This is a genomic window from Hydrogenophaga sp. GW456-12-10-14-TSB4 (assembly GCF_059424305.1).
In genome coordinates this window covers 1-23,665 of the sequence record NZ_JBWKZH010000066.1, presented here as the reverse complement: position 1 = coordinate 23,665, position 23,665 = coordinate 1, and the positions used below count along the sequence as shown (strand labels likewise).

Below are 23,665 nucleotides of genomic sequence, written 5' to 3'. Positions count from 1 at the left end.
CATTACCATCGGTTCATGAATTCGCTCGACCTCGCCTTGCTCTACCTGCTGGCCGCCGTGCTGGCCGTGGTGGTGTGCCGCACGCTGCGCCTGCCAGCGATGCTGGGCTACCTGGTCGTGGGCGTGGTGATCGGCCCGAACGCGCTGGCGCTGGCACAGAATTCGAGCGGCGTGCGCTACCTGGCCGAGTTCGGCGTGGTGTTCCTGATGTTCGTGATCGGGCTGGAGTTCAGCCTGAGCAAGCTGCGGGCGATGAAGCGCCATGTGTTCGGACTGGGCCTGTCGCAGGTGGTGCTGACCGTGCTGCTGACCACGGTGGGCTCGCTGCTGCTCACGGTGCTGCTGCCGACCTGGTGGAACGTGTCGTGGCAAACGGCCCTGGCGCTGGGCGGTGTGATGGCGATGAGCAGCACCGCCATCGTGATCAAGATGGTGGCCGAGCGGCTCGAACTGGAATCCGAGCACGGCAAGCGCGTGCTGGGCATCCTGCTGTTCCAGGATCTGGCGGTGGTGCCCCTGCTGGTGATCATTCCCGCCCTGGCCTCCGAGCCCGAGGAATTGCTGCGCGCCCTGGGCTGGGCCAGCCTCAAGGCCGTGCTGCTGCTGGGCCTGCTGCTCACCGGCGGGCAGAAGCTCATGCGCTGGTGGCTCACGCTGGTGGCACGCCGCAAGAGCGACGAGCTCTTCATGCTCAACCTGCTGCTGATCACGCTGGGCCTGGCCTGGATGACCGAGCACGCCGGGCTCTCGCTCGCGCTGGGCGCGTTCGTGGCCGGCATGCTGATCTCGGAGACCGAGTTCAAGCACCAGGTGGAAACCGACATCCGGCCCTTCCACGATGTGCTGCTGGGCCTGTTCTTCATCACCATCGGCATGATGCTGGACTGGCGCCTGGTGCTGGACCGCTGGCCGCTGGTGTTGCTGCTGCTTTCGGTGTCCATGGCGTTCAAGCTCGCGCTCATCACCGGCGTCACGCGCGCCTTCGGCGCGCCCATGGGCGTGGCGCTGCGCACCGGGCTGTATCTGGCGCAGGCCGGCGAGTTCGGCCTGGTGCTGCTCGCGCTCTCGGGGCAGAACAACCTGGTGCCCCCGCAGCTGTTCAACCCCATCCTGGCCAGCATGGTGATCTCCATGCTGGCCACGCCCGTCGCCATCCTGTACGCCAACAGCATCGTGACCCGCCTGGTGGGCAGCGACTGGCTGATGCAGTCGGTGCAGATGACCAGCATCGCGCGCAAGGCCATCAACGCCGACAAGCACGTGATCATCTGCGGCTACGGCCGCTGCGGCCAGAACCTGGCGCGGCTGCTGGAAGCCGAGCGCATTCCCTACATGGCGCTCGATCTGGACCCGGACCGCGTGCGGCAGGCCGCCGCCGCCGGCCACTCGGTGGTGTTCGGCGACGCCGCCCGCCTGCAGGCCCTGATGGCCGCCGGCCTGCACCGCGCCAGCGCCGTGGTGGTGACCTACCTGGACACCCACAGCGCACTCAAGGTGCTGCACCACGCGCACGAGCAGGCCTCGCACGTACCGGTGGTGGTGCGCACGGTGGACGATGTGGACCTGGAGAAGCTGCGCGCTGCCGGCGCCACCGAGGTGGTGCCCGAGGCCATCGAAGCCAGCCTGATGCTGGCCAGCCACGCGCTGGCGCTGGTCGGCGTGCCGATGCGGCGCGTGATCCGCGTGGTGCAGGACCAGCGCGACGCGCGCTACAACCTGCTGCGTGGCTACTTCCACGGCGCCGACGACGACGGCGCCGACGAGATCGACCACGAGCGCCTCAACACCGTGACCCTGCCCGCCGGCGGCCGCAATGTCGGCAAGACCCTGGGCAGCCTGGCGCTGCACGCCGTGGGCGTGCGCGTGGTGAGCCTGCGCCGCGCCAGCGGCAAGCCCCAGGCCCTGAGCGACGAGACGGTGTTTGAAGGCGGTGACACGGTGGTGATCAGCGGCAAGGCGCCCGCCCTGGCGCTGGCCGAAGAGAAGCTGCTGTCGGGTTGAACGCCCATTTCGTCGGCTGCCAGGCACCACCCACCGCAAGCCCGACCAGAATCAACCCAAGGCCTTCGATGGCCTCCCGTTCCAGCCCATGGCTTTGTACAAGGGTCGCCATGGTCGACGCCCCGGCCGTTGTGCCGGGGCTTTTTTTTTGCGTCACCGAAGATAATGGCCGCTCCCTCACGGACCGAGCCCATGGACACCTCCGCCTTCCTGAAATCCCACATCCGCACCGTGCCCGACTGGCCCGCGCCGGGCGTGCAGTTCCGCGACATCACGCCCCTGCTGCAAGACCCCAAGGTCTTCCGCGTGCTGATCGACACGTTCGTTCACCGCTACATGGACGCGGCGATGCGCCCCACCGTGGTGGCGGGGCTCGACGCCCGGGGCTTCATCATCGGCTCGGTGCTGGCCTACGAACTCGGCGTGGGCTTCGTGCCGATCCGCAAGAAGGGCAAGCTGCCCTTCACCACGGTGGAGGAGACCTACGAGCTGGAGTACGGCAGCGCCACCGTCGAGCTGCACACCGACGCGGTGAAGGCCGGGGACCGGGTGGTGCTGATCGACGACCTGATCGCCACCGGCGGCACCATGATGGCCGGGCGCCGGCTGCTGGAAAAACTGGGCGCGCAGGTGATGGAAGGGGCGGCCATTGTCGACCTGCCCGAACTCGGCGGCTCGGAAAAGCTGCGGGCCTCGGGCCTCAAGCTCTTCACCCTGCTCGATTTCGCCGGCCACTGAGTGGCCCGGCAACGCCCGGCCTCAGAGCTTGCCGTACTGGGTCTCGCTCAGGGCCCCGAAGTCGCTGTGCGACTCCGGCACCGGCAGTTGCACCTGCGCCTCGGCCGGTGAACGGTAAGGCGGTGTGGCCACGCTCTGCAGCGCGAGGCGAAACGCCTCGACTTCGTCCTCGCCCACCACCTGCGCGGGCGCGCTGGACGGCGTGATGACGGGCCGGGGAATGGCCGTCGGGCTGGGCGCGGGGCGGGCAGCCTTGGGTTCGGGCACCAGGCCCGGCGTCATGGGCACCGCCTCGCGGCGGGTCTGCGCCGCCACGGCGGCCTTGAGTGCCATGCCGACCTGGTCGTGCACGGCCTTGCGGCGCCAGTAGACGGAACGCACGTCCATCTCGTGCCGCGTCTGGCCGCTCTGCTGGATCCAGCGCTCGATCTCCAGCAGGTACTCATCGGGCATGGCCTGGGCCGGCAGCGCAAGGTCGACCAGCACGAGAAAGCTGTCGCCGTTGGCGTCCAGCGTGAGCACCTTGAACTCGTAGCTGGTGGACAGCACGCCCGCGCGGATGAGCGATTCCCTCACCACGGCAAACAGCTGCTCACGGCGCAGGATGCGGCGCCCCCGGCGCGGCGAGATCAGCGGCAGCGTGGTCTGGCTGAACTTCTTGCGGGCGCGGGTGAAGGGACCCTTGCCGGGTGCTGCGGGGTTTTTGGCCTGTAGCCAGCTCATCAAGGACATGGGCAGAGTGTGCGCCAGGGATGCGCGCGCAAAAGGTTGAAAAAGCAGCACCGGACGGCCTTGATTCCGTTCGAGAGCGCGGGGCTCAGGTCACGGCGACCCGTTTGGGCCGGTTGTACATGCGGCGCGCCAGCACGGCCGACATCGCCACGCTCACGTCGAGCGCGACATCGGGATGGCGCGAGGAGAGCTCGCGAAAGCGCAACGGGGTCAGGCACCAGAGCCGGCAGTCGCTGCCCGCGTGCACCGTGGCACTGCGCGGCAGGTGGCTGAAGAAGGCGCCCTCGCCCAGCAACGAGCCCGAACCCACCACCGCGATGCGCACGCGCTCGCGCGAGTCCTCGTAGTGCACGGTCAGGGTGCCGCTCTCCACGAAGTAGACGGTGCGGTCCTTCACCCCTTGTTCGATCAGCACCTGCCCTTGTTGCAGGGCCACGGGTTGCAGGTAATTGGCCAGCTGCGCCCACTGGGTATCGTTGAGGTTCAGCGGTACGGCGTCCAGCGCGCTGCTCAGCCGCATGGACTGGGCCAGACCATGGATGTCAAAGCGCACGGAGGCGGGCAGCTGGGCGTTCATGCGGTCAAGATAACCGCGCACGACCTGCGCGCGCAAGCCTGTTCTTACCCGTGCTTACAGTTGCACTCTCGACGGTCTCGCAGCGGCACCGAGCGGTGGCCGGGCCTCATTTGCCGATGCAAAAACGCGAAAAGATTTCGCCCAGCAAGTCGTCGGCGGTGAACTCGCCGGTGATCTCGCTCAGGGCCTGCTGCGCCAGCCGCAGCTCCTCGGCCAGCAGGTCCAGGTGTTCGGCGCGCGCCTGCAACAAGGCATGCGAAGCCTCCAGGTGCTCACCCACCCGGCGCAGGGCTTGCAGGTGCCGCTCGCGCGCCATGAACAGGCCGTCGCCCGCGTGCTGCCAGCCCGCGAGGGTCAGCAGGCGCTGGCGCAAGGCCTCCAGGCCGGTGCCGTGTTTGGCCGAGATCGCCAGCGTGTCGGCTTGCTCCGCCAGCGCGGCCGGCGCGCTCGCCTGGTCCAGCTTGTTCCAGACATGCAGCACCGGCACGCCGGCCGGCAGGGTGCTGGCCAGGCTGGCCGCGATCGAGGCATCGGCCGCCCGGTAGCCCGCCTCTGCGCCCCGGCTGAGGTCGTGCAGGAACAGCACCGCATCGGCGCGCTGGATGCGGTCCCAGGCGCGCTCGATGCCGATCTTCTCGACCTCGTCCACGTCGGGGCTGTCGCGCAGGCCGGCGGTGTCGATCACGTGCAAGGGCACACCCTCGATCTGGATCGTCTGCTGAACCACGTCGCGCGTGGTGCCGGCCACGGGCGTGACGATGGCCAGCTCGGCCCCGGCCAAGGCATTGAGCAGCGAACTCTTGCCCGCGTTGGGCTGGCCCGCGATCACCACCTGCAGGCCGTCGCGCAGCAGGGCGCCCTGGCGCGCCTGGGCCTGCACCTCGGCCAGCGCGTCGCGCAGCCGCTGCAGCTGGCCGGTGGCGTCGGCCTTCTGCAGGAAGTCGATGTCTTCCTCGGGAAAATCCAGCGTCGCTTCCACCAGCATGCGCAGGTTCACCAGCGCATCGCGCAGGCTGTGCACGCGACCGGAGAACACCCCGGCCAGCGAGCGCGAGGCGCTGCGCGCGGCGGCCTCGGTGCTGGCGTCGATCAGATCGGCCACCGCCTCGGCCTGCGCGAGGTCGAGCTTGTCGTTGAGGAAGGCGCGTTCGGTGAACTCGCCCGCGCGCGCCAGCCGCAGCGTGGGCGCGCTGTCGCGCGCCACTTCCAGGCAACGCGCCAGCAGCAGCTGCAGCACCACCGGCCCGCCATGGCCTTGCAACTCCAGCACGTCCTCGCCGGTGTAGGAGTGCGGCCCCGGAAACCACAGGGCCAGGCCATGGTCGATGGGCTGCCCCGCCCCGTCCGCGAACGGCAGGTAGGTGGCCTCGCGCGGCCTCAAGGAACGGCCCAGCAAGCCCTGCACGAACGGCGCCAACCCGCGCCCCGACACGCGCACGATGCCCACGGCCCCCCGACCGGGCGCGGTGGCGATGGCGACGATGGGGTCACGCGAGGCAGCGAGCATAAGAGGCAAGCATAAAAGACAAAGGGCCTGCAAACAGCAGGCCCCCGGTCAGCGGCTCAGGAGGGTCAGGCCTTGAAGTTCGGGATGCTGAACTTCAGCGGCACGCCCATGCTCCGGTTGATCACGGCCTGCTGTGCGATGGTCAGCACGTTGTTCGTGATCCAGTACAGCACCAGGCCGGACGGGAAGAAGAAGAACATGACCGAGAACATCAGCGGCATCAGCCACATCAGCTTGGCCTGCAGCGGGTCCGGCGGCAGCGGGTTGAGCGCGGTCTGGATCAGCGTGGTCACCGCCATCACCAGCGGCAGGATGAAGTACGGATCGGGCGAGGACAGGTCAGTGATCCAGGCCATCCAGGGTGCGTTGCGCATTTCCACGCTGGACAGCAGCACCCAGTAGAGCGCGATGAACACGGGGATCTGGATCAGGATGGGGAAGCAGCCGCCCAGCGGGTTGACCTTCTCCTCGCGGTAGATCTTCATCATCTCCTGCTGCATCTGCTGCGGGTTGCCCTTGAGGCGCTCGCGCATTTCCATGATGCGGGGATTGATCTTCTTCATCTTGGCCATGCTGCGGTACGCGCTGGCGTTGAGCCAGTAGAACGCGGCCTTGATCAGCACCACCAGCAGCACGATGGCCCAGCCCCAGTTCGCCACGTAACCATGGATCTTCTCCAGCAGCCAGTACAGCGGCTTGGCCAGGATGGTGAGCCAGCCGTAGTCCTTCACGAGCTCCAGGCCGGGGGCGATGGTCTCGAGCACTTTCTCTTCCTGCGGGCCGAGGAACAGGCGCGACTGCTGGCTCTGGCTCTGGCCCGGTTCGATGGCGGTCAGCGCGGTGATGCTGCCCACGGCGAAGAGGTTGTTGTCGATCTTGCGGGCGAAGTTCTCGCGCGCCACGCCTTCGCCCAGCAACCAGGCCGAGGCAAAGTAGTGCTGCACCATCGCCACGTAGCCGTCGCTCGCGGTCTTGACGAACTCCGCCTTGTCCTTCTCGATGTTGGCGAACTCGATCTTCTGGTACTTCTTCTCGTTGGTGTACACGGCCGGGCCGGTGAAGGTCGAGTAGAAGGGCGTCTCGCTGCTGAGCTTGCTGCCGTCGCGCACCAGTTGCTGGTAGAGCTGCGGCGTCACCGCCTGGCCGCCCACGTTCTTCACCTCGTGCTGCACGCCGATGTCATAGCGGCCGCGCGTGAAGGTGTAGGTCTTGATCAGCTTCACGCCGCCGACCTCGGCCGACTCGAACCGCACCTGCAGCTCGTTCTGGCCGTCGGCCAGGCTGGTGGGGTTGCCCACCAGTGTCATCGGCGTCTTGTGGGTGGGAAAGTTGCCGCCGATCAGGCCGGTCTGGGCCACGTAGATGTGCTCGCCGCCCTGGGCCAGCAGCGTGAACGGGCGCTCGGTCTTGTCCTTGCTCTGGCCCGTGGCCTCGGCGTGCTTGAGCAGCTCCGCACCGATGAGCGAGCCGCCCTCGCTGTTGAACACCAGCTTGAACAGGTCGGTGGTGACCTCGTGGCGCTGGGCCACGGCGCCTGGAGCGGCCGCCGGGGTTTCCACACCCGGTGCCGCGGTGGCCTGCGTCGAGCTCGGCACGCCTGCGCTGGTGCTGCCGGCGGGCTGGCTGGTGGAGGCCGCGGGTGCGGTCACGGCCGGCGCTGAGCCAGGGAAGAAGGTGGGCTTGTGGCCGTTGTGGATCTGCCACTTGTCCCAGATGAGGACCATCGACAGACCAAAAACCACCCACAGGATGGACCGACGGATGTCATTCATGACGGGTTCTTCTTTTCGCAGGAAGGTGAAATCAGGCTGGAGAACAGCGTGGAGACGGTGGCGGGCACCGGGTCATGGCCACCCTCGCACCAGGGATGGCAGCGGGCCAGCCGCCGCAGCGTGAGATAGCTGCCGCCCAGGGCGCCATGGCGCTCCAGCGCACCGATGGCGTAGATCGAACAGGTCGGCTCGAACCGGCAGCCACCGCCCAGCCAGGGGCTGAGCAACAGGCGGTAGCCCTTGACCAGCCCGAGCAGGGCCTGGCGCGGCCAGTCAGCCAGCATGGCGGGCCTCGGCAGACGGCGCCGTGCGGGGCACGGGCCGCGGGGCCAGCAGCTGTTCCAGCTCGGCGCGCACCGCGCGCTTGAGCGCGTCGGAGGTGGCACTGACGAACTGCTGACGGCTGAACTCGCTGCGCAGGCGCACCACGAGCGCGGCCTGCGGCAGGCTCGCGGCCCGATGGCGGGCGACTTCGTAGATCTGGCGGCGGATCGCGTTGCGCGTGACGGCGCGCTTGGCCCAGCGTTTGGGCAACAGAACACCCACCCAGGCATCGGCCACGGGAAACAAGGCCCGTCCCTCATGCGCGCTGGAGAGCGCGGCGCGGTGCAGGGCAAAGTGAGGGGTTTTGGCCACGGGGGCACCCGCCATGACGGCCTGGAACTGTTGCCGGGACCGCAGCCGCTGGGTCACCGCTGAGCCGTCCGGATCGTGCGGTGAAGGAGCCGGGCAGGTCGGCGCCGGCAGAACACGCGCAGCCTCAGACGGCCAGGCGCTTGCGGCCCTTGGCGCGGCGGGCGTTGATCACGGCACGGCCCCCGCGGGTTTTCATGCGGACGAGGAAGCCGTGGGTGCGGGCGCGGCGGATCTTGGAGGGCTGGTAGGTGCGTTTCATGATGCTCTGTAGTAATCGGGGAAACCCGCAATTATCGCAAATAAACCCGATGCCCGGCAAGCACTTGGCGGCGAAAGCCGCCGCAAGGCTTCAAGCGGAGGGGCCTATCGGCCTGCCGCCGCTACCTTGGAGTAGCGATTTCCCTCCCTTGTGGATAAGTGGCGGGGCACACTACAATCGTCCGATTGCCCCGAGGCATTTGTCCACAACCACAACGGCTTCAACGCTTCCCGCATGATCGAGGGCATTCCCCCTGACGCGTCCCTGGCCGCCCCCCGGCCGGACACCCTCCTGCTCTGGTCCGCCTGCATGGACCGGCTCTCGCAGGAGATCCCCGAACAACAATTCAACACCTGGATCCGGCCGCTGACCGCCACGGTCGCGCCCGACGGTTCCCGCGTGACCGTGGCCGTGGCCAACCGGTTCAAGATGGACTGGATCCGCGCCCAGTACGCGTCGCGCATTTCCGCCCTGCTGGAGAGCGTTCAAGGGGTTCCGGTGGCACTGGAGTTGGTGCTTGCTCCGCGTGAAATCCCCAGCCGAACAATGCCTGTGCCGCGAACGGTGCAAGACCAGGTTCTGGCCGAGCTGCCCGATCTGGCCCCCGCCGAAGTCGCCATCCCCACCAACGGCCCCAAGACCCGGCTGAACCCGGCGCTGACCTTCTCCACCCTCGTCGAAGGTTCGGCCAACCGCATGGCGCGCGCCGCGGCCATGCACGTGGCCGGCAGCCTGGGCCAGTTGTACAACCCGCTGTTCATCTATGGCGGCGTCGGCCTGGGCAAGACCCACCTGGTGCACGCCATCGGCAACCACCTGCTGGCCGACCGTCCACAGGCCAAAGTTCTGTACATCCACGCCGAACAGTTCGTGTCCGATGTGGTCAAGTCCTATCAGCGCAAGACCTTCGATGAATTCAAGGAGCGCTACCACTCGCTCGACCTGCTGCTGATCGACGACGTGCAGTTCTTCGCCAACAAGGAGCGCACCCAGGAGGAGTTCTTCAACGCCTTCGAGGCGCTGCTGGCCAAGAAAAGCCACATCGTGCTGACCAGCGACACCTATCCCAAGGGGCTGGCCGACATCCACGAGCGGCTGGTCTCGCGCTTCGACTCGGGCCTCACGGTGGCAATCGAGCCGCCCGAGCTGGAGATGCGCGTGGCCATCCTGATCAACAAGGCGGCGGTGGAAAACGCCGTCATGCCCGAGGAAGTGGCCTTCTTCGTGGCCAAGAACGTGCGCTCCAACGTGCGCGAGCTCGAAGGCGCGCTGCGCAAGATCCTCGCCTATTCGCGCTTCAACCAGAAGGAAATCTCCATCCAGCTGGCGCGCGATGCGCTGAAAGACCTGCTGTCGATCCAGAACCGGCAGATCAGCGTGGAGAACATCCAGAAGACGGTGGCCGACTTCTACAAGATCAAGGTCGCCGACATGTACAGCAAGAAGCGGCCGGCCAGCATCGCGCGGCCGCGCCAGATCGCGATGTTCATCGCCAAGGAACTGACCCAGAAAAGCCTGCCCGAAATCGGCGAGCTGTTCGGCGGGCGCGACCACACCACGGTGCTGCACGCGGTGCGCAAGATCGGCGCCGAACGCCAGCAGAACTCCGAGCTGAACCAGCAGCTGCACGTGCTGGAACAGACGCTCAAGGGATGAGGCGGGGAGTCCCGGGACCGTTTTGCCGGAGGCGGTCACAAAAAGGCGAAAATAGCGGGGATTTGGCCCGCACAATGAAATGGGCCGACCGGGAGGCAGGAGCCGGCCGACAAGCAACCAGAGAAGAAAGAGTCTGACATGATCGTTTTGAAATCGACCCAGGACAAGGTTTTGGCCGCGCTGCAATCGGTCGCGGGCATCGTGGAACGCCGCCACACCCTGCCGATCCTGGCCAACGTCCTGCTTCGCAAGACCGGTTCGCAGGTGCAACTGACCACCAGCGACCTCGAAATCCAGATCCGCACCACCGCCGAACTCGACGGCGACAGCGGCAACTTCGCCACCACGCTGGGCGCGCGCAAGCTGATCGACATCCTGCGCACCATGCCCGGCGACCAGACCGTGAGCCTGGAATCGAACGCCGGCAAGCTGATCCTCAAGGGCGGCAAGAGCCGCTTCACGCTGCAGAGCATGCCCGCCGAAGACTTCCCGCTGGTGCAGGAATCGGCCAGCTTCGGCCCCGTGTTCTCGGTGCCGCAGAAGACGCTCAAGAGCCTGCTGAGCCAGGTCTCGTTCGCGATGGCGGTGCACGACATCCGCTACTACCTCAACGGCATCCTGTTCGTGGCCGAAGGCAAGCAGCTCAGCCTGGTCGCCACCGACGGCCACCGCCTGGCCTTCGCGTCCAGCACGCTGGACGTGGAAGTGCCCAAGCAGGAAGTCATCCTGCCGCGCAAGACCGTGCTGGAACTGCAGCGCCTGCTGTCCGACAAGGAAGGCGCGATCGAAATGCAGTTCGCGGCCAACCAGGCCAAGTTCAGCTTCGACGGCATGGAGTTCGTCACCAAGCTGGTCGAGGGCAAGTTTCCCGACTACAACCGCGTGATCCCGAAGAACCACAAGAACATCGTCACCCTGGGGCGCGCGCCCCTGCTGGCCAGCCTGCAGCGCACCGCCATCATGACCAGCGAGAAGTTCAAGGGTGTGCGCCTGAACGTCGAGCCCGGCGTGCTGCGCGTGGCCTCGAGCAACGCCGAGCAGGAAGAAGCCGTGGACGAACTCGACATCGACTACGGCGGCGACACGATCGAGATCGGGTTCAACGTGACCTACCTGATCGACGCGCTGCAGAACATGTCGCAGGAGATGGTCCGCATCGAACTGTCCGACGGCAACAGCTCCGCGCTGGTCACCAACCCCGACGACAACGCCTTCAAATACGTTGTCATGCCGATGCGCATCTGAGGTCCGCCCCCTGGTTGCGCCCGCATTCCAAACCCGCGAACACCGCGGGTTTGGCGTTTACTGAGATCGAGAAATTCCACCATGTCCGACGCCAACAAGCCCGCCGAATCCGTCAACACCGGTGAGGTGCAAGCCGACAGCTCCAATTTCCAGCCCACCATCGACGCCCACCAGGCCGGTGCCAGCGAGGGCTACGGCGAGGGCTCGATCCAGATCCTGGAAGGCCTGGAAGCCGTGCGCAAGCGGCCCGGCATGTACATCGGCGACACGTCCGACGGCACCGGCCTGCACCACCTGGTGTTCGAGGTGGTCGACAACTCCATCGACGAGGCCCTGGCCGGCCATTGCGACGACATCGTCGTGACCATCCACACCGACAACTCCATCAGCGTGGTGGACAACGGCCGCGGCATCCCCACCGGCGTGAAGATGGACGACAAGCACGAGCCCAAACGCTCGGCGTCCGAGATCGCGCTGACCGAGCTGCACGCGGGCGGCAAGTTCAACCAGAACAGCTACAAGGTCTCGGGCGGCCTGCACGGCGTGGGCGTGAGCTGCGTGAACGCGCTCTCGCAGTGGCTGCGCCTCACGGTGCGCCGCGAAGGCCATGTGCACCAGCTCGAATTCGCGCGCGGCTTCGTGCAGAACCGCGTGATCGAGACCACGCCCACCGGCGTCGAGATCTCGCCCATGCGCATCACCGGCGCCACCGAGAAGCGCGGCACCGAGGTGCACTTCCTGCCCGACTACGAGATCTTCCGCGAGAACGCCGACTTCCACTACGAGATCCTGTCCAAGCGCCTGCGCGAACTCTCCTTCCTCAACAACGGCGTGCGCATCCGCCTGAAGGACGAACGCAGCGGCAAGGAAGACGACTTCTCCGGCGCCGGCGGCGTCAAGGGCTTCGTCGACTTCATCAACAAGGGCAAGACCGTCCTGCACCCCAACGTGTTCCACGCCATGGGCGACCGCCAGAGCGACCAGGGCACCAACATCGGCGTGGAAGTCGCGATGCAGTGGAACAGCGGCTACAACGAGCAGGTGCTGTGCTTCACCAACAACATCCCGCAGCGCGACGGCGGCACCCACCTCACCGGCCTGCGCGCGGCCATGACGCGGGTCATCAACAAGTACATCGAAGAGCACGAGCTGGCCAAGAAGGCCAAGGTGGAAGTCACCGGCGATGACATGCGCGAAGGCCTGTGCTGCGTGCTGTCGGTCAAGGTGCCCGAGCCCAAGTTCTCGAGCCAGACGAAAGACAAGCTGGTCTCCAGCGAAGTGCGCGGCCCGGTCGAAGACATCGTGAGCCGCCTGCTGGCCGACTACCTGCAGGAGCGCCCGAACGACGCCAAGATCATCTGCGGCAAGATCGTCGAAGCCGCGCGCGCCCGCGAAGCCGCACGCAAGGCCCGCGAAATGACGCGCCGCAAGGGCGTGCTCGACGGCATGGGCCTGCCCGGCAAGCTCGCCGACTGCCAGGAAAAAGACCCCGCCTTGTGCGAGATCTACATCGTGGAGGGTGACTCCGCCGGCGGCTCGGCCAAGCAGGGCCGCGACCGCAAGTTCCAGGCGATCCTGCCGCTGCGCGGCAAGATCCTGAACGTGGAGAAGGCGCGCTACGAAAAGCTGCTGACCAGCAACGAAATCCTCACGCTCATCACCGCACTGGGCACCGGCATCGGCAAGGCCACGGGCGTGGGTGGCACGGCCGGCGTGGACGACTTCAACGTCGCCAAGCTGCGCTACCACCGCATCATCATCATGACCGACGCCGACGTGGACGGCGCGCACATCCGCACCCTGCTGCTCACCTTCTTCTACCGCCAGATGCCCGAGCTCGTGGAGCGCGGCCACATCTACATCGCGCAGCCGCCGCTGTACAAGGTCAAGGCGGGCAAGGAAGAGCTGTACCTCAAGGACGGTTCGGCGCTCGACGGCTTCCTGCTGCGCATCGCGCTCAAGGACGCCAGCGTGCTCACCGGCGGTGCCACGCAGACCACGCTCACCGGCGACACGCTGGGCGAGCTCGCTCGCAAGCACCAGGTGGCCGAAAGCGTGATCGCGCGCCTGTCCAACTTCATGGACGCCGAGGCCCTGCGTGCCATCGCCGACGGCGTGGCGCTCAACCTCGACAGCGTGGAGCAGGCCGAAGTCAGCGCCGTCGCGCTGCAGGCCAAGCTGCGCGAACTGGCCACCACCGGCGTGCCCGCCGAAGTGGCGGCCGAGTTCGACGTGCGCACCGACAAACCCATCCTGCGCATCAGCCGCCGCCACCACGGCAACATCAAGAGCAGCGTGCTCACGCAGGACTTCGTGCACGGCGCCGACTACGCCGCGCTGGCCACCGCCGCCGACACCTTCCGCGGCCTGCTGGGCGAAGGCGCCAAGGTGGTGCGCGGCGAAGGCGACAAGCAGAAGGAAGAAAAGGTCGGCGACTTCCGCCAGGCCATGCGCTGGCTCATCAGCGAAGCCGAGCGCACCACCAGCCGCCAGCGCTACAAAGGCCTGGGGGAGATGAACCCCGAGCAGCTGTGGGAAACCACCATGGACCCGACCGTGCGCCGCCTGCTGCGCGTGCAGATCGACGACGCGATCGAAGCCGATCGCGTGTTCACCATGCTGATGGGCGACGAGGTGGAGCCGCGCCGCGACTTCATCGAGACCAACGCGCTGCGCGCGGGCAACATCGACGTGTGATGCGTGAGCCTGCCTAGGGCGCCACATTAAATGGAACTGGCGTCAAAGTGCTGCGACTGGAGGTCACTAGTTGTTGCGACTGCCCTATTTCGCGACAAAGTTTTCGCCAACTGACCGAGGCATTGGATCTTGCAACGCCCTTCTCACAGCGCATAAAACGCCGGTGTCAAGGTCGTCTATGCAGCGGTTGCGGTCGGTCGGCAGAGGACGCCAAGGTCACTGCCTAAGGCGCAATCGTAGGGCGCCACATTCAATGGAACTGGCGGCAAAGTGCTGCGACTGGAGGTCGTAAGTTGTTGACACTGACCTATTTCTCGACACAGTTTCGCCAACTTACGTGCGCACATCTCGACCGTTGAGGGTTCCAATTGGACCGCGCACCGATTCAGCGCGATCGCGCGTCACCCAACAACAAGGACCTTTGAATCAACGCTTTCATCAACGTGCATAGGCTGCGTGGATCGCACCACTTTCCCGCTACCCTGAAAACCACTTTGCAGGCACCGTGACCAGCCACGGGCAGAGGACCATGAGAAACATCACGGCGAACTCCGCCACCATGAATGGCATCACGCCTCGCATCACCTCATCCATCTTCATTCGGCCCACACCAGCCACCACATTCAACACCGTGCCGACTGGTGGCGTGACCAGGCCGATCGAGTTATTGATGATGAACATCACGCCAAAGTACACCGGATCGATCCCTGCCGCTTTCACCACCGGCATCAGGACGGGTGTGAGGATGAGAATCGTCGGCGTCATGTCCATTGCAGTCCCAACAACCATAACCAGCAGCATGATTGCCGCCATCAGCAGTATGGGATTGCCCATGAACGGCTGAAGCATGTCCACGACTTTGCTAGGCAGGTCGGCAACAGTGATCAGCCACGCGCTGACCATCGCCGCAGCAATCAGGAACATGACAATGGCACTCGTTTTCGCCGCCACGACGAAAACTTCGTGCAGTTGCTTGAAGCTGAGCTCACGGTAGACCACCGTCGCGACAAAGAGCGCATACACCGCAGCCACCACGGCCGCTTCCGTCGGCGTGAAGATGCCCATTCGCAGCCCGACCAGGATGATGATGGGAAGGACCAACGCCCATACCGCGTCCCGCGCCGCCTTGAGAATCTCCTTGCCGCTCTTGCGCGGTGGCGGCTGGATCGTCTCGCGACGAACCAGCCAGGCCCATGTGACCCAGAGCGCGCCACCGATGAGCAAGCCCGGAACGATCGCTGCCATGAAAAGCTTGGAGATCGACACATTGGCAGCGACACCAAAGATCACGAGCCCGATCGATGGTGGAATCACCGGGCCGATCACACCCGTTGCGGCGATCAAACCTCCGGCACGGGCTCGATCATGACCCGCCTTGGTCATCATAGGTAGGAGCAACGCGGTTAGCGCTGCCGCATCGGCCACCGCCGAACCGGACAACGCCGACAGCAAGCAACCGGCCATGATCGTGACATACCCCAGGCCGCCTCGCACGTGGCCGACCACGGTCAGCGCCAGGTTGACGATGCGGCGCGAAAGCCCACCGACGTTCATGATCTCGCCGGCCAGCATAAAGAATGGCACAGCAAGCAAGGGGAAGCTGTCGGCCCCACCGATCAGGTTCTGTGCCAGGATCTGTGCGTCGAACAGATCCAGATGCCACATCAGGGCGACACCGCTGGCCAGCAGCGCATACGCGATCGGCATCCCAAGCGCCATAGTGAGCAGCAACGAGCCGATGAAAACAAAGACGGTCATGATTTACCTTCCATGGCATCTCTGCCCGGATTCGCGGCCGTGTGCTCCGCCAGGATCTGCTCCAGGTTGGCCGTCTCCTCCGACTCCTGGATCATCACCAGTTCGTCATCGGAAATCCGGCCGCTCAAAATTCGCCACAGGTCGAGCAGCAGCATCGGGGCCGCAAGGCAGGCGAAAACGCAACCCACGCCATACACCCAGGCCATTGAATAGCCGGATGTGGGCGCGCTCACCTCCCAGTTGATGCGCGATTGCTGGAGGCTTCCGGAGAAGAGCATCCAGACGATCAACAGCATGACCAAGTGGCTTGCGACAAGGCACAGTCGCTTGCCTCGTGCGGGGAGGCGACTCACCAGCATGTCCACCCCGAGATGACTGCGATCGCGCATGGCGACCACGGCACCCAGAAATGTTCCCCAGATGAAGAACCACCGAGCCAGTTCCTCCGACACGGTGATGCCGGAGTTGAATCCGTAACGCAGGACGACATTCCCGAAGACCAACACCACCATGGCGGCCAACAGCAGTGCGATCAGGTTCTCGAGCGAACGGTAGAAGACGTTGAGAATGCGCCCCATGGGTACCGGTGCGCTTACTTGCGCATGGCCGCGATTTCCTGGGACGCCATCTGCATCAAGCCAGGGCTGAGGTTCTTGGCGTACTTGTCGACGACGGGCTGAGCAGCAACCCGCAGTCGGGCGATCTCGGCGGCAGGCACATCGTTGATCACCATCTTGTTGGCTTTCAGGTCCGCAAACGCCTTCGCCGTGACCTCCACGAGGAGCTTGCGCTGATGCTGCTTGGCCTCGTCAGCCGCCTGACGGATGAGCGCCTTTTCCTCATCGTTGAACTTGTCCCAGGCCTTGCCGCTGATCAGGAGGACGATGTGGTTGTACATGTGCCGCGTCAGGGACATGTACTTCTGGACCTCGTAGGCCTTCATGCTCGATGCGATCAAGGCCGTGTTCGTCATTCCGTCAATGGCCTTCTGCTCCATGGCGTTGTAGACCTCGGTGAAGGACATCGCGACCGGATTGGCATCGATCGCCTTCACGAAGTCGACGTAGACCGGACTCTGGATGACGCGCAGCTTCAGCCCGCTGATGTCCTCCAGGCGGTTCACGGGACGCTTGCTGTTGTGCATGTGGCGGAACCCGAATGCTGAAATCGGCATACCGACCACGCCTTTTGCCGCAAGCTTGTCAAACAGCGCTTTGCCGACGGCGCCGTCGATGAGCCCCGAGGCCTCCTTCTCGTTGTCGACCAGGTAGGGCAGATCGAGAAGACTGAAGTCGGGCACCACCCCGACGAGGGCGTTCGGCCCCATCACGGCCATCTCGAGAGTACCGCCTTGCATGGCCGAGATCATCTGAACGTCGCCGCCCAGAGAGCCCCCCGGGAACACCTTGATGTCGATCTTGCCCGCGCTCTTCTGCTTGACCAACTCGACAAACTTGTCGACGCCGTTGAGCTTTCCCGTATCCGCCGCCGTGACGTACGCGAACTTGATTTTGTGCTCCCGGATTTCGGCGTGCGCGGCCGTGGCCAGCGCTGCCGCGCTGAACACGACGCAGGTGCTCAACTTGGTGAGGATGCTTCTGAAGGAGGTGTAGGGGATCGTGTACATGGTGTCTCCAAGGTGGGTTGGGAAGGAAAGTCAGGCCACAGATCGGATCTGTTCGCGCTGATGGAAGAATTTCGTGGCGTGCCTCGCCGCCGACTCCGCGCGCTGGGCAGCGGTCCACCCGGCCTCATCAAGGACCGGTGTCTCCACCACGAGCTGAACGTCTGCAGGGAGCACGTCGAGGACAGCATCCAGAGGAGCGGCTCCATCACCCAGATGCAGGCGTGCCGTCCGGGCCTCGGTGGGCAACGCATGAACCGGCAGAGTGGCCTCCGCGCAATCGCACAGTTGCGCGTAAGCGATGCGCTGCGCCGGGACGGCTTCGAGATCAGAGGCTTGGCCACCGGCGCGCACAAAGTGCAGAACATCAAGGATAAGACCCGCATTGCGGCGACCGGCCGCCTCGATGAGCTGCAGCGCGTCCTTATACGTTCGGATGTCGCGATACAGCATGAACTCTACGCCGACGGTTAGACCGAACTGCATGGCTTCATCACACAGACGGCCGAACAGATCCACTCGCTGGGCCGCTGAAAGGACGGTCGCGCCATCCCCCAGTTCGGTTCCGATGGAGGAAATGTGGGTGGCGCCCAATTCCGCCCCCAGCTCCAATGCCGGCCGGAAGCGATCAAGATCCGTTGCCGGAGACAGCACGAACGCCTCGATGTCGAAAACACGCGTGCCGGTGTCGCGCAGCGCGGCCTTGACTTCGCGGACCACTTCTGGCTTGTCCAGCAATTCGTGCTGCAGCGGCTGCGCCGTGGCGGTCATGACGAGCAAGCCCACCTTCCCGAATCCAGCAGCCGCAGCAGCGTGGATGAGTTCCTGCGGTGGAACGCGGCCTACCGTGAGGTTCGCGAGCGACAGTCGATTCAGTTCAAAATGTTCGATCAAAGCGGTTCTCCTGCTCAGTAAGTGGCTCTGCCGCCGGTCAGATCGAACGTGAACCCCGTGGTGAAGCTGCAGTCCGGTCCGGCGATCCAGGCCACCATGGCCGCCACCTCCTCGATCCTCAAGAAACGCCCCATGGGAATCTTGGCCTTGATCGCGTTGATGAAGTCGGGCGTCATTTGTTGCAGCAGGTCGGTCTCCGCCATCGTGGGCGCAACGCAATTGACGAGCACACCGGACTGCGCCAACTCTTTGGCAATGGACTTTGTGAAAGCAATCACCCCGCCTTTAGCTGCCGCGTAGGCCGCGCTGTTGGGGTTGCCCTCTTTGCCGGCTATGGATGCCACATTCACGATGCGCCCGTAGCCCTTGTCCGTCATGTGCGGGATCGCGGCACGACAGCAATGGAAAACACCAGTGAGGTCGATGTCGATGACGCGCTGCCATTGCTCCAGTGGATAGTTCGCCGTCGGAGCGATCGGCCCGTTGATGCCCGCGTTGTTCACAAGGACCTCGATCTGCCCGCGCGCCGCTTCGACGGCCTCATGGAACGCGCGGTTGACAGACTCCCAGTCGGAGACGTCGACGTTCTGTTGCAGCAAGGGCTCGAATCCTGCGGATGCGGCGTCGAATCCCTGGAAGTTGACGTCCCAGAGAATGACGCGGGTTCCCTGGTCCGCGAATCTTTTTGCAATCCCGAGGCCCAGACCGCGCGCGCCTCCCGTGATGATTGCCGTTTGCGGATGTGTGTTCGTTTTCATGGTTGATCGTCTTGGATGAAAGGATTTGAACCTGACGGGCGCCCGCTGTCGGGATACAGCCCTTGCTCAAGGATGCGCATCGACCTGGGGCTTCTGCAGCTCTCCGGCCAGATGCAGCCCAGCGATGTAGCCGAAGGTCATGGCAGGCCCCAGGTTGATGCCACCGGACGGGTAGCGCCCGCCCATGACGCTGGCCATGTCGGCTCCTGCGGCGTACAGGCCTGGGATGGGCGCGCCCCCGTCGTCGAGGACTTGCGCGGCGCCGTTGGTGTTCAGGCCAGCGAAGGTGCCGAAACAACCAGGAAGCACCTTGACGGCGTAAAACGGTCCCTGCTCGATCGGAGCAATACACGGATTGGGTCGCTGCGTCGGGTCGCCGCCTTTGCGGTTGAAGGCAGTGGAGCCTCGCTGAAACAGGGGATCCTCGCCTCGACGCGCGTGCTCATTGAAATATGCGACGGTGTTCTTCAGCCCATCCTCATCGATGCCGCACCGCCGAGCCAGTTCGCCGATCGTATCGGCCCGCAGGAGGTAGCCACTTCGCAGTTGTGCCTTGATGGAGAGCGGAAATGGCTTGGAAAAGCCGAGGCCGTAGCGACGCTGGAAGCGGTGGTCGCAGATCAACCATGAGGCCACCTCTGAGCCTTCCGCGGCGTTCGCCACCATGGCAGAGGTGTAGTCGTAGTAACCGCCGGCTTCGTTCACGAAGCGCTGGCCGTTCGCCAGCACGCCGATCACACCGGGCTTGGCCCTGTCGATGATGTGCGGAAAATGCCCCACCGTTCCATCCGGGTGGTGAATCCTCGACACCGGGGCCCAGGCAACCGGTGAGGCGAGCTTCGTCATGAACACGCCGCCGGCCGCCTCACCCAGGGTGATCCCATCGCCGCTGCACGCCTCGGGAGGCAGGGCAAGATGCTCTCTTCCGGTCGGCGTGCGTGGGAACAGCTTCCTGCGCCGTTCCACATCGTGGGGGAATCCCCCCGATGCCAAAACGACGCCCCGCGCCGCCTGGATCTGGACCGTGCCGCCGGCCCATTCGACGACGGCCCCCGTTACACAACCCGAGTGGACGATCAGCTCCTTGGCCGCCGCAGATTCGATCAGGGTGACGCCGAGCGTGTCTGCGGACTTGGCCAGGCGCCCGACCAGCGCAACGCCATTGACCAGTTGCGTCGAGCGACCATAGCGCCCGAGATCCAAGAGGTGACGGCTCAATCGTCTGGCAACGTGAACGGCCGACTTCAAGGAGCGGGTCACCGAGAGAAAGGCCGCCAGGTCGGCACCCGCCATGATCGGCATGCCCATAAACGAGGTCTCACGCATCGTCTTGCGCAGCCGTCCCAGCAGCGCGCCAAGCATTCGTCCATCGTACGGTGCGGCGATGACCTGGTGCCCCTGGGTGGCCGCGCCTTCCGTCTCCCCATGCATGTCGGGGATACCGTTGCCGTCGACGAACTGCAGCTCGGTGTGCGTCTCGAAAAACGCCACCATGCGCGGGCCGTGCGCCAGAAAGGCATCGACGCGTGCCGAGTCGTAATACGCCCCGAGTTCGTTCTTCAGGTAGGTTTTCGGCTGCGCGGGATTTTCTTGGATGCCGGCTCTTTGGGCCAGCGGGTTGCCGGGGATCCACATCCAACCACCGGACCACGAGGTGGCGCCGCCAAACACCGAGTCCTTCTCCACGACGATGACGCGAAGGCCATGCCATGCCGCAGTCACGGCGGCCGCGAGGCCTGCCGCGCCAGAACCGACGACGAGCACATCGCATGCGGTGGGAATCTCTTGAATGGGGGTCCGTGCGTTGTTCACGGGCCAATTCTTCCCAGTTCCCTCAACAGGCTCGCCTATCCCACCCCTGTCAAAAGTTAGGTTTTGGCCCCTGACTAGGGAAAGTCCCTAGAGGACGGACGCGTCTCGTGCTTTCGCAACCGCCTGAGAGCGATTGCGCACGCCCAGCTTCTCGAAGATCTGGCTCACGTGCCATTTCGCCGTGCCCACCGTGATGACCAGTTGCTCTGCGATCTGCTGGTTGCCCATTCCTTTGCCTATCAAACGCAAGACCTCGAGCTGTGTCCGCGTGAGCTGCATCGGCGTGGCATCCGTGGCGGGAACCGGTGCCTGCGGCGATTGACGAACATACCCGAGCAGCTCCTCAACGAACGCCGAGCCGCCAAGGCTGGTATGGCGCAGCAATGTCGTCAGTTCCGCGTCGACATCCAGGAACGGACGAACATACCCGCCGGAAGCTGCGAGTGATATGGCCTTGTCAAGGCGCTCCAGCGTGGCAGCGCGTCCTCCATTGGTTCGATGCCCCACCGCCTGAAGCAGATGGACCGAAACCATCGTGCCCATCTGGCCCTGCTCGCGACAGACGGCTTCGATGGTGCCGAGCATGCGCATGCCAGCCAGGGTGGCACCGGAACTCAGTAACACGCGAACCTTCAGCATCTGGGCCTCGATCGCGACTTCCAGTGCGGGACCAACCTCCTCCAACGCGAGGCGCGCAGCGTCGACATTGCCTTCGCGCAGATGCAGGTCGGCACTGGCCACGAAGACAGCGCGGCGCCGACGCGGATTGCGTGACCTGTCGGCGAGCTCACGGGCAACGGCGATGGCATTCCATGCACGATCGCGCATTCCGCTGGCGTGATAGGCCTTGGCCAAGGCACAGGTTCCTGACAAGGCATGGAACACGCTGCCGAGGCGCTTGCACAACCCCGTCCCAGCATCCAGCAACTCGACGGCTTCGCGCAGATCGTTCCGCTCATACGCGAGAATGCCCATCGGGATGAGGAGCAGGCCACTGATGGGCGCATGTGCCTCGTCCGAGGGAGAGCACTGCGAAAGGAACTCTTGGCAAAGGAGCTTTGCCTCGCGAAGCTGCCCCTGTGCGCTCATGAGGGGAATCAAATGACCCAGCGCGTCGAGCGCCGTCAACCGGTGCCCGAAAGACCAGCCCAACTCGACAGCCTGCCGCAGCACGTCCGCAGCCTCTTTGGTTCGGCCGGTGCGCAACAAGCCCAACCCTCTGTAGAACAGGGGCCACAGACGGAAGAATGACGTCGTGTTGCCCAGGCGGCTGAGTGCTTGCTGCGAAAGCTCGATCGCAAGTTCCGGCTGATCCGAGTTGATGGCGATAAACGCTTGCAACGAGAACAGGATTTCCGGCGGCTCAGGTGCATGCGGCCGCTCACCAATGGCGGTTGCCACACCGTGATACTCCATCGCCTCTGTCGTACGGCCGCTCATGAAAAGAAGCCAGGCCTTGCAGCCTGCGAGGTCCTGGTGCTGCCTCACAAGGCTGGTCGGAAGCATCTCAAGCCACGAGAGCAACGTCGGCAGTTCACCCCGCGCGAGCATGTCCTCGAATTGCTGGCGAAACAGCCGCACCGCATCCGCATCGCTTCGTCCTGCTAGCGCATGCTTGATCGCCTCCGGCCCGCGTCCGTTGGCCTCGAACCAAGCGCTTGCCTTACGGTGAAGCGAGATCGCTTCCGCGTCGTTCAAGCCACCACGAAGAAAGTCCGCGAACAACTGATGGAATCGGAACCAGCGCCCATGGTCGTCCAGCCGCTGGAGAAACAGGTTTCCGCGCTCCACAACGGCCAGCATCTGGCGGCCGTTGGTTTGTTCGGTGACGGCGTCGCACAGCTCGGCCGAGAAGCGGTCGAGAATGCAGACCTTGCGAACAAAATCGCTGACCTCTGGAGTCTGAAGCCGCATGACCTCGCCGGCCAGGTACTCGATCACGTGCGTGTGCTCGCCGTTAAACGCCGATACCACCTGCGCGAGATGCGCACCGCCTTGCACCTCGATGTGCCTTTGCAGAGAAAGCCCCGCCATCTGAAGCCCCGCGATCCATCCTTCTGTCCGTACGGCGAGCGCCTGTAGCGACTCCGGGTCAATGGTCAGGCCCATGCTGCGCGAGAGATAGGCAGAAGACTCGGCCTCGGTGAAGCGCAGCTGACCGGCCCCGATCTCGGACATCCATTCCTTGGTCCGCCAGCGAGCCAAAGGAAGGCGGGGGGTCTCCCGTGTGGCCATCACCAGGCGCAGGTTCTCTGGTACATGCTCGATCAAGAACGTCAGAGCCGTGTCCAACTCGGCGTTGTGAATGAGGTGATAGTCGTCCAGCACGAGCATCACCGGGCAGCTCAGATCCGCAAGGTCATCGAGGAGTACCGTCATCCGGTCTCTGGCGGACGGCGACGCGGCGCCTGGATGCGCCCTCGCAGCAGGCCCTCCGATCTCGATGCCGGCAGTGCGAAGGGCGCCGCGGATGTACTCGAAGAAACGCACGGGATCGTTGTCCTCGTCGTCCAGGACAAGCCACGCAGCGATGGGCTGGTCAATGGCCTCTGCGGCCCAACTGGAAAGCAAGCTTGATTTGCCGAAGCCTGCGGGGGCACATAACAAGGTGAACGGCCGGTGGATCGCATCCGACAGCTGCTCCAGGAGCCTGGGACGGGACAAGCTCATGCGCGGCGCCAGCGGCCTGGCGAGCTTGGCCTTCAACAAGGGTCGATGATCTGTTGTGCCCATAGCGTGGTCAATTATCACATCGCGACACGACGTATGAAGCTTTCCGCGATTTCACGACCTTTGGCAGTGGTTGCGGAACAACCCGAGGTGGGCCCATCAAAATGTTCCAGTCCGGCCGCTCGCGTCATGGATCATGGCCATCGCAGCGCGCTGGTCACTCAGTTCGCTGTCGGCGAAAAGTCATTCCGTGGGGGTGCGGACAAATACTTGGACTGGTTTATGACGTAAGCCCGAGACTTTCTCGGTATTCGATGGGGCTGAGAGAG

The 23,665-nt window shown here is 64.7% G+C and carries 19 protein-coding genes; 5 read left to right on the top strand and 14 right to left on the bottom strand.

Annotation, left to right across the window (positions count from 1 at the left end; translation table 11 throughout):
* Positions 1 to 15: 15 nt before the first annotated feature.
* Together AC07ZS_RS24340 and AC07ZS_RS24335 are read left to right on the top strand one after the other, a co-directional pair.
* Positions 16 to 2,001 carry a monovalent cation:proton antiporter family protein gene (locus AC07ZS_RS24340; RefSeq protein ID WP_494801104.1) on the top strand — a complete coding sequence of 662 codons (1,986 nt, stop codon included), beginning with the start codon at positions 16 to 18 and terminating at the stop codon, positions 1,999 to 2,001.
* Between the two features lie 192 nt (positions 2,002 to 2,193).
* Complete coding sequence (locus AC07ZS_RS24335) at positions 2,194 to 2,739, top strand: adenine phosphoribosyltransferase (protein ID WP_494801103.1); 546 nt, start codon at positions 2,194 to 2,196, stop codon at positions 2,737 to 2,739.
* Between the two features lie 21 nt (positions 2,740 to 2,760).
* Here AC07ZS_RS24335 and AC07ZS_RS24330 read toward each other — a convergent pair whose 3' ends face one another.
* The 7 genes from AC07ZS_RS24330 to rpmH all read right to left on the bottom strand — a co-directional run bounded on the left by AC07ZS_RS24330 (position 2,761) and on the right by rpmH (position 8,222).
* Positions 2,761 to 3,471 (bottom strand): hypothetical protein, encoded by a 711-nt coding sequence (locus AC07ZS_RS24330; protein WP_494801102.1) that lies wholly within the window; start codon positions 3,469 to 3,471, stop codon positions 2,761 to 2,763.
* Between the two features lie 85 nt (positions 3,472 to 3,556).
* Complete coding sequence (locus AC07ZS_RS24325) at positions 3,557 to 4,048, bottom strand: Crp/Fnr family transcriptional regulator (RefSeq protein ID WP_494801101.1); 492 nt, start codon at positions 4,046 to 4,048, stop codon at positions 3,557 to 3,559.
* Between the two features lie 106 nt (positions 4,049 to 4,154).
* A complete protein-coding gene (gene mnmE, locus AC07ZS_RS24320; protein ID WP_494801100.1) occupies positions 4,155 to 5,555 on the bottom strand; it encodes a tRNA uridine-5-carboxymethylaminomethyl(34) synthesis GTPase MnmE in 1,401 nt (466 codons plus the stop codon).
* 65 nt (positions 5,556 to 5,620) lie between these two features.
* Positions 5,621 to 7,327 carry a membrane protein insertase YidC gene (yidC, locus tag AC07ZS_RS24315; protein ID WP_494801099.1) on the bottom strand — a complete coding sequence of 569 codons (1,707 nt, stop codon included), beginning with the start codon at positions 7,325 to 7,327 and terminating at the stop codon, positions 5,621 to 5,623.
* Positions 7,324 to 7,611, bottom strand: coding sequence for a membrane protein insertion efficiency factor YidD (gene yidD / locus AC07ZS_RS24310; protein ID WP_494801098.1), 288 nt, complete (start codon positions 7,609 to 7,611; stop codon positions 7,324 to 7,326). The genes yidC and yidD overlap by 4 nt, the downstream gene beginning before the upstream one ends.
* On the bottom strand, positions 7,601 to 7,978 hold the full coding sequence (locus AC07ZS_RS24305; RefSeq protein WP_494801097.1) for a ribonuclease P protein component: 378 nt from the start codon (positions 7,976 to 7,978) through the stop codon (positions 7,601 to 7,603). Before AC07ZS_RS24305 ends, yidD begins: the two co-directional genes overlap by 11 nt.
* Positions 7,979 to 8,087: 109 nt before the next feature.
* A complete protein-coding gene (gene rpmH, locus AC07ZS_RS24300; RefSeq protein ID WP_006299042.1) occupies positions 8,088 to 8,222 on the bottom strand; it encodes a 50S ribosomal protein L34 in 135 nt (44 codons plus the stop codon).
* 234 nt (positions 8,223 to 8,456) lie between these two features.
* Between rpmH and dnaA the strand changes: the two genes are divergently transcribed.
* The 3 genes from dnaA to gyrB all read left to right on the top strand — a co-directional run bounded on the left by dnaA (position 8,457) and on the right by gyrB (position 13,820).
* Positions 8,457 to 9,878 carry a chromosomal replication initiator protein DnaA gene (dnaA, locus tag AC07ZS_RS24295; protein ID WP_494801096.1) on the top strand — a complete coding sequence of 474 codons (1,422 nt, stop codon included), beginning with the start codon at positions 8,457 to 8,459 and terminating at the stop codon, positions 9,876 to 9,878.
* A 138-nt stretch (positions 9,879 to 10,016) separates the two neighbouring features.
* Positions 10,017 to 11,123 carry a DNA polymerase III subunit beta gene (gene dnaN / locus AC07ZS_RS24290; RefSeq protein WP_297401592.1) on the top strand — a complete coding sequence of 369 codons (1,107 nt, stop codon included), beginning with the start codon at positions 10,017 to 10,019 and terminating at the stop codon, positions 11,121 to 11,123.
* Between the two features lie 81 nt (positions 11,124 to 11,204).
* Positions 11,205 to 13,820, top strand: coding sequence for a DNA topoisomerase (ATP-hydrolyzing) subunit B (gene gyrB / locus AC07ZS_RS24285; protein WP_494801095.1), 2,616 nt, complete (start codon positions 11,205 to 11,207; stop codon positions 13,818 to 13,820).
* Positions 13,821 to 14,297: 477 nt separating this feature from the next.
* On the opposite strand, the gene AC07ZS_RS24280 is transcribed toward gyrB, so the two are convergent.
* The 7 genes from AC07ZS_RS24280 to AC07ZS_RS24250 form a co-directional block, all read right to left on the bottom strand.
* Positions 14,298 to 15,578, bottom strand: a complete 1,281-nt coding sequence (locus AC07ZS_RS24280; RefSeq protein ID WP_494801094.1) for a TRAP transporter large permease — start codon at positions 15,576 to 15,578, stop codon at positions 14,298 to 14,300.
* Entirely contained in the window at positions 15,575 to 16,156 is a 582-nt protein-coding gene (locus AC07ZS_RS24275) for a TRAP transporter small permease (protein ID WP_494801093.1), read from the bottom strand. Before AC07ZS_RS24275 ends, AC07ZS_RS24280 begins: the two co-directional genes overlap by 4 nt.
* A gap of 14 nt (positions 16,157 to 16,170) precedes the next feature.
* Positions 16,171 to 17,205, bottom strand: coding sequence for a DctP family TRAP transporter solute-binding subunit (locus tag AC07ZS_RS24270; protein WP_494801092.1), 1,035 nt, complete (start codon positions 17,203 to 17,205; stop codon positions 16,171 to 16,173).
* A gap of 30 nt (positions 17,206 to 17,235) precedes the next feature.
* Positions 17,236 to 18,096 (bottom strand): sugar phosphate isomerase/epimerase family protein, encoded by an 861-nt coding sequence (locus AC07ZS_RS24265; RefSeq protein WP_494801091.1) that lies wholly within the window; start codon positions 18,094 to 18,096, stop codon positions 17,236 to 17,238.
* Positions 18,097 to 18,110: 14 nt separating this feature from the next.
* Positions 18,111 to 18,854, bottom strand: coding sequence for an SDR family NAD(P)-dependent oxidoreductase (locus AC07ZS_RS24260; RefSeq protein ID WP_494801090.1), 744 nt, complete (start codon positions 18,852 to 18,854; stop codon positions 18,111 to 18,113).
* A gap of 66 nt (positions 18,855 to 18,920) precedes the next feature.
* Positions 18,921 to 20,666 (bottom strand): FAD-dependent oxidoreductase, encoded by a 1,746-nt coding sequence (locus tag AC07ZS_RS24255; RefSeq protein WP_494801089.1) that lies wholly within the window; start codon positions 20,664 to 20,666, stop codon positions 18,921 to 18,923.
* Positions 20,667 to 20,753: 87 nt separating this feature from the next.
* Positions 20,754 to 23,375 carry a winged helix-turn-helix domain-containing protein gene (locus tag AC07ZS_RS24250; RefSeq protein ID WP_494801088.1) on the bottom strand — a complete coding sequence of 874 codons (2,622 nt, stop codon included), beginning with the start codon at positions 23,373 to 23,375 and terminating at the stop codon, positions 20,754 to 20,756.
* Positions 23,376 to 23,665: the final 290 nt, after the last annotated feature.